Origin of the sequence: Actinospineispora acaciae DSM 45401 (genome assembly GCF_000620785.1) — a bacterium.
GTDB classification, from domain to species: domain Bacteria; phylum Actinomycetota; class Actinomycetes; order Mycobacteriales; family Pseudonocardiaceae; genus Pseudonocardia; species Pseudonocardia acaciae.
On the sequence record NZ_JIAI01000007.1, the window covers coordinates 43,174 to 55,987 of the forward strand.

Consider the following 12,814-nt stretch of genomic DNA (forward strand, 5'->3'; position numbering starts at 1 on the left):
CGCCGGTGCGCATCGTCTACATCCACCAGTACTTCGTGACCCCGTCGATGCCGGGCGGCACCCGGTCCTACGAGCAGGCGCGGCGGCTGGCCGCCGCCGGCCACGACGTGCACGTGATCACCACGTGCACCGAGGCGGCGCGCGCGTCGCTGCGCTGGACCAGCACCGTGGAGGACGGCGTCACCGTGCACTGGCTGCCGCTGCCGTACTCCAACCACATGCGGTTCCGGAGCCGCATCGGTGCGTTCCTGCGGTTCGCGGTGCTGGCCACCGCCAAGGCGGTCCGCCTCGGCGCGGACGTCGTGTTCGCCACCAGCACGCCGCTCACCGTGGCCATCCCCGGGATCGTCGCCGCCAAGGTCCGCCGTGCCCGGTTCGTCTTCGAGGTCCGCGACCTGTGGCCGGAGCTGCCCATCGAGCTGGGCGCGCTGCGCAACCCGGCGGCGGTGCGGGCGGCGTTCGCGCTGGCCCGCGCGGCCTACCGCAACGCCGACCACGTCGTCGCGCTCTCGCCGGGCATGGCCGAGGGCGTGGCCGCGCACGGCTTCCCCCCGTCGCGGATGTCGGTGGTCCCCAACGGCGCCGACCTGGACCTGTTCGCCTCCGCCGCCTCGGAAGGACGCCGATGGCGCGCCGCCCACGACTGGCTGGGCGAGCGTCCGCTGGTCGCCTACATCGGCACCTTCGGGATGATCAACGGGGTCGGCTACCTGGTGCGGCTGGCGGCGGCGCTCGCGCACAGCGACCCGGACGTCCGCTTCCTGCTGGTCGGCGACGGCGCCGAGGCGGACGAGGTGCGGGCGCTGGCCGCCGAGCTCGGGGTGCTGGACCGCTCCCTGTTCATCCTGCCGGAGGTGCCGAAGGACCAGGTCCCGGCCGTCCTCGGCGCCGCGAGCATCGCGACCAGCGTGGTCATCCCGACGCCCGGACTGAACGCCAACTCGGCGAACAAGTTCTTCGACGCCATGGCCGCCGGCCGGCCGATCGCGATCAACCACGGCGGCTGGCAGGCCGACGTGCTCCGCGAGTCGGGGGCGGGCCTGGCGCTGGACCCGCACGACATCGACGCCGCCGCCGCCGAGCTGGTAACCCACCTGCGCGACGGCGCCTGGCTGGAGCGGGCGGGGCGGGCGTCGCACGAGCTGGCCACCACCCGGTTCGGCAGGGACATCCTGTTCGAGACGCTCCACACGGCGGTGACGGGGGCGGGAGCCCGCGCCGAGGATCGGGCCGGCGCGGCAACGGCCGGGCGGCCGGGACGATGACCGCGATCGCGGAGGTGACCGCGGTGCGGCGCGATGCCGGCACCCCGCGCCGGGTGCCCCGGCTGCTCGTCCTCGCCCTGTTCGTGGCCACCCTGATGGGCCGGTTCACCCTCGACCGGATCGGGATGCCCGAGTTCACCGACTTCGACCTGCGGATCGTCGCGATCGGCGGGCTGCTCGCCCTGGTCCTGATGTGGCGCACGCTGCCCGTCGCGCACCACTACCACAACCGGTGGCCGCCCTCGATGCTGCTGGTCCTGGCGCTGATCTGCTACCTCGCGACGACTGTGTTCTGGGCGCCGGCGCAGGCCCGCGCCGCCGAGGCCGCCACCGACCTGGGCTACCTCGCGCTGCTGCTGGTCATCACCGTGACCATCTCCGCGCCCGACCCGGAGCACGCCCGGCGCACCATGCTGGTCCTGCTGTGGATCGCGGGCGTGACCTACGCGGCGCACGGGCTGGTGATCGGCCAGACCGACGTGCAGGGCCGGACCACCGCGTTCGGCGGCGGCCCCAACGTGTACGTGCGGGTGGTGGTGCTCGGGCTGATCGCCGCCGTCGCGCTCGCCGTGCTGCACCGCCGCAAGCTGTTCCTGATCCCGATACCCGCGCTGGTGGTCGCCGCCATCCTGTCCGGGTCGCGCGGCGGCGCGGTGGCCGCCGTGGGCACCGCGCTGTTCGTCGCGATCCTGTACCGCCGCCGGATCTCCCGGCGGGCGGTGGCGGGCGCCTCGGTCATCGCCGTCGGCGTGCTGCTCGCCGGCGCCGCCGTGCTGGGGTCGGGCGCGGCGGGGAGCCCACAACAGCGGTTCGTGGTGGGCCTGTTCCAGCGCGGCCAGTTCTCCGACCGCCCGGCCCTGCTGGACCAGGCGCTGAGCATCGCCATTCGACACCCGGTGTTCGGCGGCGGGCTGGACAGCTTCTTCGCCGAGTTCGGCCAGAGCGAGGACCTGAGCTACCCGCACAACCTGGTCGTGGACGTGGCCGCCACCGGCGGGCTCATCGGGGCGGCCCTGCTGGTGGCGTGCGCGGTGGCGTTCGTGGCCGAGGGCCGGCCGTGGCGAGGGCTGCCGACCGACCGGGTCGCCTTCGTCGCGGCCGCCCTGTTCATCGCGATAGCCGCCATGTTCTCCGGCGACCTGTACGACAGCCGTTTCCTGTGGGTCTTCGCCGCTCTCGCCACCAACCGCGCCGCGGTGTGGGTGGGCGGCGGCCAGAACTGCTGCCGACCACCGTCCACATACGCGCACCTTAACAAACTTGACGATGCCGCCAATGACTTTTCACAACTACCATTCGTTCATGTGCTCACTCGACGACCAAGGTGGCACCGCAACAATAATTAACGCCTTGGTCGGGGCGGCACTCGACGACCTCGAGAACAATCGTCTGGACATCGGCCAAGCACTGACAATCGTTGCCTCTATCGCGGCCTCACCCACACTGCTCGACCTCCGACGCAAAGCACGCGGAGTCATCGGTGACCGGAGACACGAAAGAAGAATGAAAATCAACACGAACGGCACCGCGACCCTCCAGGAAAGCGACCGCGACCTCGACCGAACAGCGGCCGCCGCGCTGGGCGCCGCCCACGGATGGCCGTTCTATCTCGCCGACCTCGGCCGGCTGCGCGCCAACATCGCCGGGCTGCAGTCCGCGCTGGCGGCGACCGTCGCGAAGCGGGAGGTCGGCTACTCGTTCAAGACGAACTACCTCGCCGCGTTCATCGCCGAGGCCCGGGCCTGCGGGGTCGCCGCCGAGGTTGTCTCGGAGCTGGAGTTCGACTACGCGCTCGACCTCGGCTACTCCGGGTCGGAGGTGGTGGTGAACGGGCCGGTGAAGAGCCCCGCGTTCCTCGCCCGCTGCCTGCGCGCGGGCGCGGTGGTGAACGTGGACTCGATGGAGGAGCTGCGCGCGGTCGCGGACCTGCGCCCTTCGGGAGCGGCCCAGGTCGGCATCAGGGTCCCGGCCGGGGTGCGCGGCGCCCGCTCCCGCTTCGGGATCGACACCAACGACCCGGCGACGCGCGCGGAGGTGCGCAGAATGCTCGCCACCCGGGCCGTCCAGATCGACGGAATTCATTGTCATACGGCGGTCGCGCGCTCCGCGGAGAGCTTCGGCACGCGGCTGCGCACCATTGCCGAAACGTTCGACTCGTTGCGGCCGGGGGTGCGTCCGGATTTTCTCGACGTCGGTGGCGGAATGATGTCCGCCGTGCCCGAGGACATCGCGTTGCAGTTGTCGTTCCCGGTCGAGACGTACGCCGACTACGCCGAGGCGCTGGGCCGCGAGCTGCATTCCTTCTACGGCAACGACCAGCCCCGGCTGATCGTCGAACCGGGAATGGGGCTGCTGGCCGACACGATGTCGCTCTACGCCCCGGTGGTCTCGGTGAAACGTGGGCCGTCGCACACGGTGGCGGTGGTGATGGCGTCGGTGCTGGACGTCAAACCGCTGCGCGGCGCCATCGAGCCCTCGATCCGGGTGGTGCGGGCCGACGGCGGCATCGACAGCGAATCTGTGGAGGTCACCGGCAACACCTGCATGGAGATCGACGTGCTGCACAACGCGCTGGAGGTGACCGGGCCGCCGCTGCGCGCCGGCGACATCCTGGAGATCCGCAACGTCGGCGCCTACTCGATCTCGCTGCGGCCCAACTTCATCGAGCCCGCGCCCGCCGTGCTCGCGCTCGGCCCGGAGCCAGAGGTCCTGCGCCCCCGGATGACCGCCGCCGATTTCGGCCACCTCTACGGCCGGCGCACATGAACGTTCTCCTGTCCACGATCGGCAAGCGCGGCTACATCGCCCGCTACTTCCGCGAGGTCCTGCCGCCGGGCTCGCGGATCATCGGCACCGGGAACTCCCCGCACACGCCGGGCTTCTGGGCCTGCGACGAGTCGGTCGTGCTGCCCGACATCCCCGACCCGAGCTACCTGGACCGGGTCTTGGAGACGATCACGGCACACGACGTGCACGCCGCCTTCACCCTCTCCGACCTCGACCTCGGACGCCTGGCGCACGCCCGCGACACGCTGATCGAACGGGGCGTGGCGGCGTTCTTTCCCGGCCCGGAGGAGGCCAGGGTCTCGCTGGACAAGCTGCGGACCCACGAGGCGCTCACCGCCCTGGGGTTCTCCTGCCCCGCGACGACCACCTCGGTCGACGAGGCCCTGGGCTGGGGGCCGCCGCTGTTCGTCAAGCCCCGCTTCGGGTCCGCCAGCGCCGGCATCCACCTGGCCCGCACCGAGGAGGAGATCGCCTTCTTCATGACCCACGGCCAGGACATGATCGCCCAGCCCTACCTGCGCGGCGTCGAGATGAACGCCGAGGTCTGCTGCGACCTGGAGGGCGACCCGGTCCGGGCCTGCCTGTGGCGCAAGCTGGAGTCCCGGGGCGGGGAGACGCTGCTGGCCCAGACGCTGCACGACGACGCGGTGCTGCGGACCGCGATCGAGGTCGCCGCGGAGGTCCGCATCCCCGGCCCGAGCGACCTGGACCTGATGCTGGTGGACGACGAGGTGGTCGTCATCGAGATCAACGCCCGGTTCGGCGGCGGCTACCCCGCGTCACACCTGGCCGGGGCCGACTTCGTCGCCGCGCTGGTGGACATCGCCTCGGGCCGGCGGGTGGCGCCCGACTTCGGCTACCAACCGGGGATCATGATGACCAAGGAGCTGCGGCCGTTCGCCTACCCGGCGGACCGGCCCGCGCCCGGGACCAGGCTCCCGTGACGGTCACCGCGCTGAGCTGGGCCGGGACCGCCGCGCGGCGGGTGGCGCGGGAGTCGTCCACCCCGCTGCTCGCCGCCCAGCTGATCGGCGCCGGCACGGCGTTCCTGGCCAACCTGCTCGCCGCCCGGGTGCTGGAGCCGTCCGGCCGGGGCGAGCTGGCGCTGCTGCTGCAGCTCGCGTACTTCGGCAGCCTCGGCGTCGTGCTGGGCACCGACCGCTCCGTGGTGGCCGTCTACGCCGGCTCCACCGCGCGGGCGGTCGCCTCGACGTTCCTGCGGCTGCTGACCCGGCCGTCGATGATCGCGCTGCTGGGCGCGGCGGCCGTGCTGTCGCTGCCGCTGCGCGGGCTGGAGTCGTGGCGGCTCGGGCTGGGGCTGGCCGCGCTGTTCGTGGTCGTCAACTCGTTCGCCAGGGCCGCCCGCTCGGTCGCCATCGTCGCCGGGCTCACCTGGGCGTTCCTCGGGTTCGAGGTGGCCACCGACGTGCTGCTGCTGGCCCAGCTCGGGTGGCTGAGCCTGCAGCCGGGGCCGGGCAGCTCCGCCTGGATGGCCGGCTACCTGGTCGCCGGCGCGCTGCCCGCGCTGGTCTGGTTCGTCTGGTCCACCCGCCGCCGGGCCGAGCCGGCCGGGGACGACGCCGCGCCGCTACGCCGGGCCCGGGCCCGCCGTGAGGGCCTGCACCTGCTGCCGGCGACCATCGCGCACAACGGCACCCTGCGCCTGGACCGCCTGGTGCTGGTCGGGCTGGCCTCGACCGCCGCGCTGGGCCACTACGCCGCCGTCGCGACCATGACCGAGCTGATCGCCTGGCCGCTGATGGCCTACGCGGACTCCCGGCTCGGGGTGTGGCGCCAGGCGCACGACAGGGGGCGGCTCGCGCTGCGCCCGGTGCTGGTCGCGGCGGTGGGCTACGCGGTGGTGGCGAGCATCGTGACGGCGCTGGCGGTGCGGCTGCTGCTGGTGCCGCTGCTCGGCGAGCGCTACGCCCCGGCGCTGCCGCTGGTGGTGCCGCTGGTGGTCGCCTCGGTGGTCACCGGGTTCTCCCAGCTGCTGATCACGGCGTTGACCTCGGTGCACCGCGGGCGGTTGTCCTCGGCGGTGGAGGTGGTCGGGCTGGTGGTGAGCGTGGCGGCGTACGTGGTGCTGATCGGGCGGTTCGGCGCGCTCGGGGCGGCGTACGGTTCGCTCATCGGCTACACCACCTGCCTCGTGCTCGCCGGCGTGCTGCTGGCCAGGGTCCGGTCATGAGGGCCGCGTGCGCGTTGCTGGCGCTCGCGGCCGTCCTCGGCGTCACCGCGGCGTGCATGCGCGTCGTCCCGCCCGACCCGCCGGTCCCGACCGCGTCGCAGCCGCTGCTGCCGGTGTCGCACTGGCGCGGGCTGTTCGACGCCGAGGCGGCCGCGAACGACCCGGAGTCCGACCGGCTCAGCCGCTCGCGCGACAGCTTCGACTTCTACACCCTGGCGTACTCGATCGACGAGCTGGCCAGCATGTACGAGGCCACCGGGGACGTCGGCTACGCCCGCAAGGCGCTGCGCTTCACCCGCAACATGATCGCCTCGGCCCGGCCGTCCGCGTCCCTGCCCACCAGCTCGTTCAAGGACTCCTACCAGGGCTGGGTGTCGGCGTCCAACAGCGACGACGAGACCCCGCTGTACGAGAGCTACGCGTGGCGCTACGTGACGCGGCTGCTGCGGCTGCTCAAGCCCGGCATCGGGACCGCGCCGGGCGACGTGCGCGCCGACTACGGCCGGGCGCTGGCGTTCACCGAGACCAACATCGTGGACAAGTGGCGCGCCCGAGGCCCCAACGAGCACATCTACCGCTCCCACACCCACATGGCGGCGCACTGGGCCTCGATCGCGCTGGACGTCTCGCTGCTCACCGCCGACCCGGCGCGCCGCGCGGCCTGCACCGAGATCGTCCGCAACATCGACGACCACCTGCCCAACTACCCGTCCTCGCTGCGCAAGCAACTGCAGCCCGGACGCACCGACCCGCGCGCCTACTGGTGGAGCGACGAGTGGGGCGTGACCGGCGGCCCCGGCCAGGACGTCGGCCACGGCAACGGCGTGATCGCCTACGTGGTGGAGGCCCGCGACACCAACGCCGGCTGGTCCCCCGAGGAGCTGGCCCGGTTCGCCCGGACCCTGACCGGCCTCATCTCCGGACCGAGGTACCCGGAGTTCGTGGACGGCACCGGCAGCGACAACGGCTGGATCGCCGACGGGTTCGTCAAGCTCGGGCGCTACGACCCCGGCCTGCAGGCCACGCTGCAGAGCTACGGCGTGCAGAACTCGCAGTTCTACGCCTCGATGGCGGTCAACGCCGCCCGGCTGGGCGCGCGCGGGTGAGGCGGATGTGTCTACTCCGGGACGGCCAGCGCGTCGCTGGCCAGCGCGACGACCAGCGCCACCCCCACCGCCAGGCAGGCCGCGCCGAGTGTGTCGGTGACGTAGTGCAGCTCCAGCGCGACCAGCGCCCCCGCCACCGCCGCGGTGACCACGAACCCGGCGCCGGCCAGCGCCAGCCGCACGCCCGAGGACGCCGGCCACCGGGCTCCGGCCAGCAGCACCAGCAGCACCGCGGCCAGCGAGGCGATGGTCGCGGTGTGCCCGCTCGGGTAGGCCCACCCGCCGCCCCGAAGGCGCCCGATGCCCGGCTGCAGCACGAACCCGGTCAGCCCGGCGGTCAGCACCGGCGCCACCACGATCAGCGGCAGCGCCTCCCACCGCGCGCCGGCCACCGCGACCGCCGCCACCAGCCCCAGCGCCGCGGCCACGAACAGCGGGTCGCCGAGGTCCACCACCGCCCACAGCGGCCCGCGCCAGTCCGGCGAACCGGTGCGCAGCGCGGCGTCGGCGATCCGGTCCAGCGCGCCCGGCCCGTCGCGGCCGCTGTAGAGCACGCCCAGCCCGGCGGCCACCGCCAGGCACGCCGGCGCGACGACCCACGCCACCCGCCGCCAGGTGCCGGGAAGCAGCCGGCGCCTCGGCCGCATCAGCACTCGCCCATCCCGTTTCCAGATCGAGGTGCGTGATGATCGGACTACCCATCCTTATGTACCACGGGATTCACACCGCGCGCGACGCCCGGCGCGGTGTGTTCGACGCCCGCTACAGCGTCACCGCCGAGCAGTTCGCGCGCCAGCTCGACTGGCTGGGCGAGCACGGCTACGTCCCGGTCCGGCTGGACGCCGCGCGGCCCGAGGGTGCCGTGGTGCTGAGCTTCGACGACGGCGACCTGTCCGCGGTCGAGGTGGCCATGCCGATGCTGGCCGAGCGGGGCCTGGTCGGCGAGTTCTGCGTCACCACCGACTGGGTCGGCCAACCCGGACGGATCGACCCGGCGGCGGTGCGCGCCCTGGCCGAGGCCAGCATGGGCGTCGGCTCGCACGGCCGCACCCACCGCCACCTCGCCGACCTGTCCGCCCACGACCTGGCGGAGGAGCTGACCTCCAGCAAGCGCGCGTTGGAGGCCTGGACGGGGCGCCCGGTCGACGCCATGAGCCTGCCCGGCGGGCGGGGCGGGCGCCGCGAGCACCTCGCCGCCACGGACGCGGGCTACCGCTGGGTCATGGACTCGGTGCCCGGCCCGAACCGGACGGTCCGGCCCGACAGGTACCTGCACCGGGTGGCCGTCACGCGCCGTACCACGGTCGGCGAGTTCGGCCGGCTGGTGAGCTGGCGCGGGGTCGCGCCGCGCCGGCTCGCGGCCCGCACCGCCGCCCTCGAAGTGCCGAAACGGCTGCTCGGCAACGCCGGCTACACCCGGGTGCGAGGGCTGGTGCGGTCGCGATGAGCCACACGGCCGTACGCCTCGACACGGTGCGCCTGGAACGCATGGATCCCACCGAGGCGGACTGGCGGCGCCTCGACGGCCTGCCCGACCGGACGCTGTTCCAGACCCGCGAATGGGTCGAGTTCGTGTCCAACACCCAGGGCGGCGAGCCGGTCGTGGCCGAGGTGGTGCGCGGCGGGGAGGTCGTCGGGTACTTCACCGGGCTGGTGGTCCGCAAGTACGGGCTGCGCATCCTGGGCAGCCCGTTCCCGGGATGGACCACGCCGTCGATGGGCTTCACCCTCACCGGGGACGTCACCCGCCGCGAGGCCGCCGCCGCGCTCACCGACTTCGCGTTCCGGACGCTGCGCTGCGTGCACGTCGAGCTCACCGACCAGGACATCCAGGACGACGCCCTGACCGGGCACGGCTTCGGCTGCGCGTTCGCCGACACCGTGGAGCTGCCGCTGGGCTCGGACGAGGAGATGTTCGCCGGCTTCACGGCGGCCAGGCGAAACGCCATCCGCAAGGGCCGCAAGGTCGGCGTGGTCGTCGAAGAGGCCACCGACCTCGAGTTCGCCGACGACTACCACGCCCAGCTCCAGGGCGTGTTCGCCCGCCAGGGCCTGGTGCCGACCTACGACGTCGGGCGGGTCCGCGAGCTGATCACCCGGCTGGCGCCCACCGGACGGCTGCTGCTGCTGCGCGCCCGCGCGCCCGAGGGCCACTGCATCGCCACCGCGATCTTCCCGGCGTTCGGCCGGACCGCCTACTTCTGGGGCGGCGCCAGCGTCCGCGAGTACCAGATCCTGCGTCCCAACGAGGCGCTGGTCTGGCACGCGCTGCGGCACTGGCGGGACCGGGGCGCGACGGTGCTCGACTTCGGCGGCGGGCGCGACTACAAGCGCCAGTACGGCGGGCGGGTGGTCTCGGTGCCGTCCTTCCGCCGCTCCCGGGTCGCCGGGCTCGGGGCCATGCGGGACGTGGCCCAGCGGCTGGTCGGGCGGCGGCAGCGCTGGCAGGGCCGCCGGCTCGCGCGGGGGCACCGGCCGTGACCGCCGTGCTGCGCAAGCTGACCCGCACCATCCGGGAGGACGGCCCGCGCGCGCTCGCCGCCAAGATCGTCTCCAAGCTGAGCGACCACGCCTTCGACGTCCGCCACGGCACCGACACCTGCCGCTGGGTCCGGCTGTCCGGGCTGTCCGTGCCCGAGCACGCCCGCGCCCACGGCACCGACTACCAACCGACCGGCACCGCGGAGTTCCGCCGGCTGATGGCCGCGATCGACCCGCCGCGCTCGGGGGCGTTCGTGGACTTCGGCTCCGGCAAGGGCCGGGTCGTGCTCATGGCCGCCCGCTACGGGTTCCGCAGGGTGATCGGCGTCGAGCTGTCCGAGGAGCTGTGCGCGGTGGCCCGGACCAACATCGCCACCTTCCGGGCCAGGGTCGCGCACACCTCACCGATGGAGATCGTGACCACCGACGCGGCGCACTACGACGTGCCCGACGACACCGGTGTGGTTTTCCTGTTCAACCCGTTCGACGAGGTGGTCGTCACGCACGTGTTGCGTTCGGTCGAGGAATCGCATCGACGGCTGCCCCGGCCCATCCATCTCATCTACAGCAACGCCGCGCACGGCTCGCTCATCGACCACAGCCCGCTCTTTACCGACCGCAGCCAACACAACTACCCGCGCGCGCATTTCACCGTCTATCGGAGCTGCCCCGATCGGGAATAACGAACCCGCAGATACCGCAGCAGCGGTGCGGCGATTCCGCCATCACCGACACCACCGTCGCGTCTCCCTGGGGCGTCAGGAGGCTGTGCAGGAATGCCATGACCTCGAGCTGGGAGTTCACGTCCAGCTTGGTGAAAATGCCCCGGATCAGGGTGCGGACGGTCGCCACCGAGACCAGTAACCGGGGCGCGATGCAGCTGGCCCGGTGGCCCGTGTGCAGCAGGTGCAGCACCTCGTGCTCGCGCGTGCTCAACCCGCGCAGGCGCTCCAGCAGCCGCTCCCGGCGCTGGTGCCAGCGGTGCAGCGCCCGCCACCGCTCGCGCTCCTCATGGCCCATGAGGGACCGGCCGGTCGCCACCGTGGCGAGGTGGCGCAGCAAGGCGTCCAGCGAGTCCGACCCGTCCAGCACGCCGGCCGCGCCCGCCACCACCGCGTGCGCCACCCACGGCTGGGGCGCGCCCCGGTCGGTGAGCGCCACCACCCCCCACCCCGCGGCCCGCAGCTCCTCGACCGTCCCCGCGGCGTCGATTCGCCCGCCCGGCGCGGGATCCGGCCGCAGGGTGACCACCGCGAGGCCCGGGTGCGCCGACGCGGTGACGGCGGCCAGCCGCTCGGGCTTGGTCCAGGTGATGTCGCGCATGCCCTTCGCGCGCAGGGCGATCGCCAGGCTCTCCCCGAGGAGCGACTGGTCGTCGACGATCACGATCGCGAGCGACGCCATCGGCTCCGACGGCTCCACGGTTCTCGGGTGCGCGCACCGCCCGACGGCGGCATCCCCCGACGGCCTCCATACCCGCTTTTCCTGACTCATGGTGTCTGCCGACACTGGTTCCCCCTGGCTCGTTCATCTCATGTTCACGCGCGCACGGTCTCGCCAGGTCTCACGACTCATCCGATACGACTCACGCTCGGATGAGCGGCGGCGAGCCATCGGCCGGCTCCCCTGCCGACCGACACCTGCTACCTTTACCGCAGCCACCTATAGGGTAGGTTATTTCGGGGCGTCCATTCGTCCGGCGCCAACCCCTTCCGCTCGCTGGCCCTGAGTGTTCATGGCCACGTTACCCATCGCGCGAGACGGATGCATTATTAAAGGCGACCTTTATCACTCAGTGATAGACGGTCCGCGGGTTCGCCGTCGTGTGAGCATGATTCGGAGGCCGCCCGGCGATATATCTTAAGAGGCGGCCGTTCACCACAATGTGGAGTTGTTACGGCGTCAGCTCGTAGAGGTGGACCGAGTGCCGCCGGGACCACTCGCGGCCGGGGCGCCGGCCCCGGGCGGAGCGGACCAGGCGCACCCGGCCGGTGTCCAGCAGCGCCCGCTCCTCGAACGGGTCCAGGTAGACGATCCGCAGCACCCTCGGGCTGGCGTCCACCGACGCGATCAGGCGGTCGACGACGGTGCGGAAGATCGCGCCCCGGAACGGGTTGAAGAAGTACGCCACGGTCAGGTCGTCGGGCACCTCGAACTCGGTGGCGTCGCAGGCCACGATCCGCACGTCCGGACACACCAGCCGGTCCCGGCGCCGCTCGACGTTGCGGCGGGCGACCTCGGCCAGCTCCGCCGACAGCTCGACGCCGACGACCCGCCGGAACGGGTACCCCGCGGCGGCCAGCACGACCCTGCCCATCCCGGCCCCGAAGTCGACGAACACGTCGCGCTCGGACACCTCGCGGCGGGGCAGCACCCGCCCCAGGGCCGCCCACGGGCTCGGGACGTAGCGGACCCGGTCGGGCGCGGCCAGCCCCAGCTCCTCCAGCTCGGTCCAGCGCGCGGTCCGGGTGCCGCGCATCCGGTCCTGGGCCTCGTCGACCACCCGCCTGCGCAGCCACAGCGCCGGCGGGCCCACCAGCCGCCGGACCCCCCGCACCGCCGGCTGGAGCACTCGATCAGCGCCGACCACCGTCGTCCCCTCCCGCCGCGAGCGTCCGGATGCCACCACCCTGGCAGCCCGCGCCGCCCGCCCGCCTCGTCAAAGTTGTGTTGTCTGGTGTGGGACGGCGAAGGCATCCGCCGCCCCAGGAGGCGACCTTGAACAGCGCGGCGTCCCGGTCGGGTCACCGCCGACGCGCGCGGCGGTAGCTCGCCGGGCGCACGATCACCTGGGTGCCCAGGGCGACCGGCACCATCCCGGCGGCCACCGCCGCGGCCGAGCCACTGGACGAACCGCCCAGGGGCACATCACATTCGGTCCCCTCTTCGCCGCAGGCTCGGATGCTTCAGCCATCCGTTGGCCGCGACCTTGCGATCGTCGGACAGGTGCGGCACTCCCTGACGTTGACCAGCCACGTACAGCG

At 73.0% G+C, this 12,814-nt stretch carries 13 protein-coding genes; 9 read left to right on the forward strand and 4 right to left on the reverse strand.

Annotated features, from left to right (window positions below; translation table 11 throughout):
- The first annotated feature begins 5 nt into the window (after positions 1 to 5).
- The 6 genes from N912_RS55170 to N912_RS55175 all read left to right on the forward strand — a co-directional run bounded on the left by N912_RS55170 (position 6) and on the right by N912_RS55175 (position 7,349).
- Positions 6 to 1,265, forward strand: coding sequence for a glycosyltransferase family 4 protein (locus N912_RS55170; RefSeq protein WP_084211333.1), 1,260 nt, complete (start codon positions 6 to 8; stop codon positions 1,263 to 1,265).
- Positions 1,262 to 2,611: an O-antigen ligase family protein gene (locus N912_RS0128220; RefSeq protein ID WP_028925031.1), complete on the forward strand. Its 1,350-nt coding sequence runs from the start codon at positions 1,262 to 1,264 to the stop codon at positions 2,609 to 2,611. The genes N912_RS55170 and N912_RS0128220 overlap by 4 nt, the downstream gene beginning before the upstream one ends.
- 157 nt (positions 2,612 to 2,768) lie before the next feature.
- Entirely contained in the window at positions 2,769 to 4,031 is a 1,263-nt protein-coding gene (locus tag N912_RS0128225; RefSeq protein ID WP_028925032.1) for an alanine racemase, read from the forward strand.
- A complete protein-coding gene (locus N912_RS0128230) occupies positions 4,028 to 4,996 on the forward strand; it encodes an ATP-grasp domain-containing protein (protein WP_028925033.1) in 969 nt (322 codons plus the stop codon). The genes N912_RS0128225 and N912_RS0128230 overlap by 4 nt, the downstream gene beginning before the upstream one ends.
- Positions 4,993 to 6,243 carry a lipopolysaccharide biosynthesis protein gene (locus N912_RS0128235; protein ID WP_028925034.1) on the forward strand — a complete coding sequence of 417 codons (1,251 nt, stop codon included), beginning with the start codon at positions 4,993 to 4,995 and terminating at the stop codon, positions 6,241 to 6,243. Before N912_RS0128230 ends, N912_RS0128235 begins: the two co-directional genes overlap by 4 nt.
- Positions 6,240 to 7,349 (forward strand): hypothetical protein, encoded by a 1,110-nt coding sequence (locus N912_RS55175; protein WP_051580909.1) that lies wholly within the window; start codon positions 6,240 to 6,242, stop codon positions 7,347 to 7,349. The genes N912_RS0128235 and N912_RS55175 overlap by 4 nt, the downstream gene beginning before the upstream one ends.
- Positions 7,350 to 7,360: 11 nt before the next feature.
- On the opposite strand, the gene N912_RS55180 is transcribed toward N912_RS55175, so the two are convergent.
- The gene (locus N912_RS55180; protein WP_156994107.1) at positions 7,361 to 7,996 is read right to left on the reverse strand and encodes a phosphatase PAP2 family protein; all 636 of its coding nucleotides are present in this window, start codon (positions 7,994 to 7,996) and stop codon (positions 7,361 to 7,363) included.
- Between the two features lie 38 nt (positions 7,997 to 8,034).
- Here N912_RS55180 and N912_RS60770 point away from each other — a divergent pair, with 38 nt between their 5' ends.
- Genes N912_RS60770 through N912_RS60775 form a run of 3 tightly spaced genes read left to right on the forward strand, consistent with a single transcriptional unit; the run spans position 8,035 to position 10,513 of the window.
- The gene (locus N912_RS60770) at positions 8,035 to 8,796 is read left to right on the forward strand and encodes a polysaccharide deacetylase family protein (protein WP_084211288.1); all 762 of its coding nucleotides are present in this window, start codon (positions 8,035 to 8,037) and stop codon (positions 8,794 to 8,796) included.
- Complete coding sequence (locus N912_RS55190; protein WP_051580912.1) at positions 8,793 to 9,830, forward strand: GNAT family N-acetyltransferase; 1,038 nt, start codon at positions 8,793 to 8,795, stop codon at positions 9,828 to 9,830. Before N912_RS60770 ends, N912_RS55190 begins: the two co-directional genes overlap by 4 nt.
- Positions 9,827 to 10,513 (forward strand): class I SAM-dependent methyltransferase, encoded by a 687-nt coding sequence (locus N912_RS60775; protein WP_051580913.1) that lies wholly within the window; start codon positions 9,827 to 9,829, stop codon positions 10,511 to 10,513. The genes N912_RS55190 and N912_RS60775 overlap by 4 nt, the downstream gene beginning before the upstream one ends.
- Here the strand turns inward: N912_RS60775 and N912_RS63835 are convergent.
- The 3 genes from N912_RS63835 to N912_RS63840 all read right to left on the reverse strand — a co-directional run bounded on the left by N912_RS63835 (position 10,479) and on the right by N912_RS63840 (position 12,697).
- Positions 10,479 to 11,252, reverse strand: a complete 774-nt coding sequence (locus N912_RS63835) for a LuxR C-terminal-related transcriptional regulator (RefSeq protein WP_028925035.1) — start codon at positions 11,250 to 11,252, stop codon at positions 10,479 to 10,481. The two genes, N912_RS60775 and N912_RS63835, sit on opposite strands and share 35 nt — an antisense overlap.
- 472 nt (positions 11,253 to 11,724) lie before the next feature.
- Positions 11,725 to 12,459, reverse strand: coding sequence for a class I SAM-dependent methyltransferase (locus N912_RS0128270; protein ID WP_169747968.1), 735 nt, complete (start codon positions 12,457 to 12,459; stop codon positions 11,725 to 11,727).
- Positions 12,460 to 12,574: 115 nt separating this feature from the next.
- Complete coding sequence (locus N912_RS63840; protein WP_245645452.1) at positions 12,575 to 12,697, reverse strand: amidase family protein; 123 nt, start codon at positions 12,695 to 12,697, stop codon at positions 12,575 to 12,577.
- Positions 12,698 to 12,814: the final 117 nt, after the last annotated feature.

What these genes read in the sequence shown, in the direction of transcription:
- N912_RS0128225 (WP_028925032.1), top strand. Translation starts at nt 2,769, where the DNA reads ATGAAAATCAACACGAACGGCACCGCGACCCTCCAGGAAAGCGACCGC.
- N912_RS55180 (WP_156994107.1), bottom strand. Translation starts at nt 7,996, where the DNA reads ATGCGGCCGAGGCGCCGGCTGCTTCCCGGCACCTGGCGGCGGGTGGCG.
- N912_RS0128230 (WP_028925033.1), top strand. Translation starts at nt 4,028, where the DNA reads ATGAACGTTCTCCTGTCCACGATCGGCAAGCGCGGCTACATCGCCCGC.
- N912_RS55175 (WP_051580909.1), top strand. Translation starts at nt 6,240, where the DNA reads ATGAGGGCCGCGTGCGCGTTGCTGGCGCTCGCGGCCGTCCTCGGCGTC.
- N912_RS55190 (WP_051580912.1), top strand. Translation starts at nt 8,793, where the DNA reads ATGAGCCACACGGCCGTACGCCTCGACACGGTGCGCCTGGAACGCATG.
- N912_RS60770 (WP_084211288.1), top strand. Translation starts at nt 8,035, where the DNA reads ATGATCGGACTACCCATCCTTATGTACCACGGGATTCACACCGCGCGC.
- N912_RS0128220 (WP_028925031.1), top strand. Translation starts at nt 1,262, where the DNA reads ATGACCGCGATCGCGGAGGTGACCGCGGTGCGGCGCGATGCCGGCACC.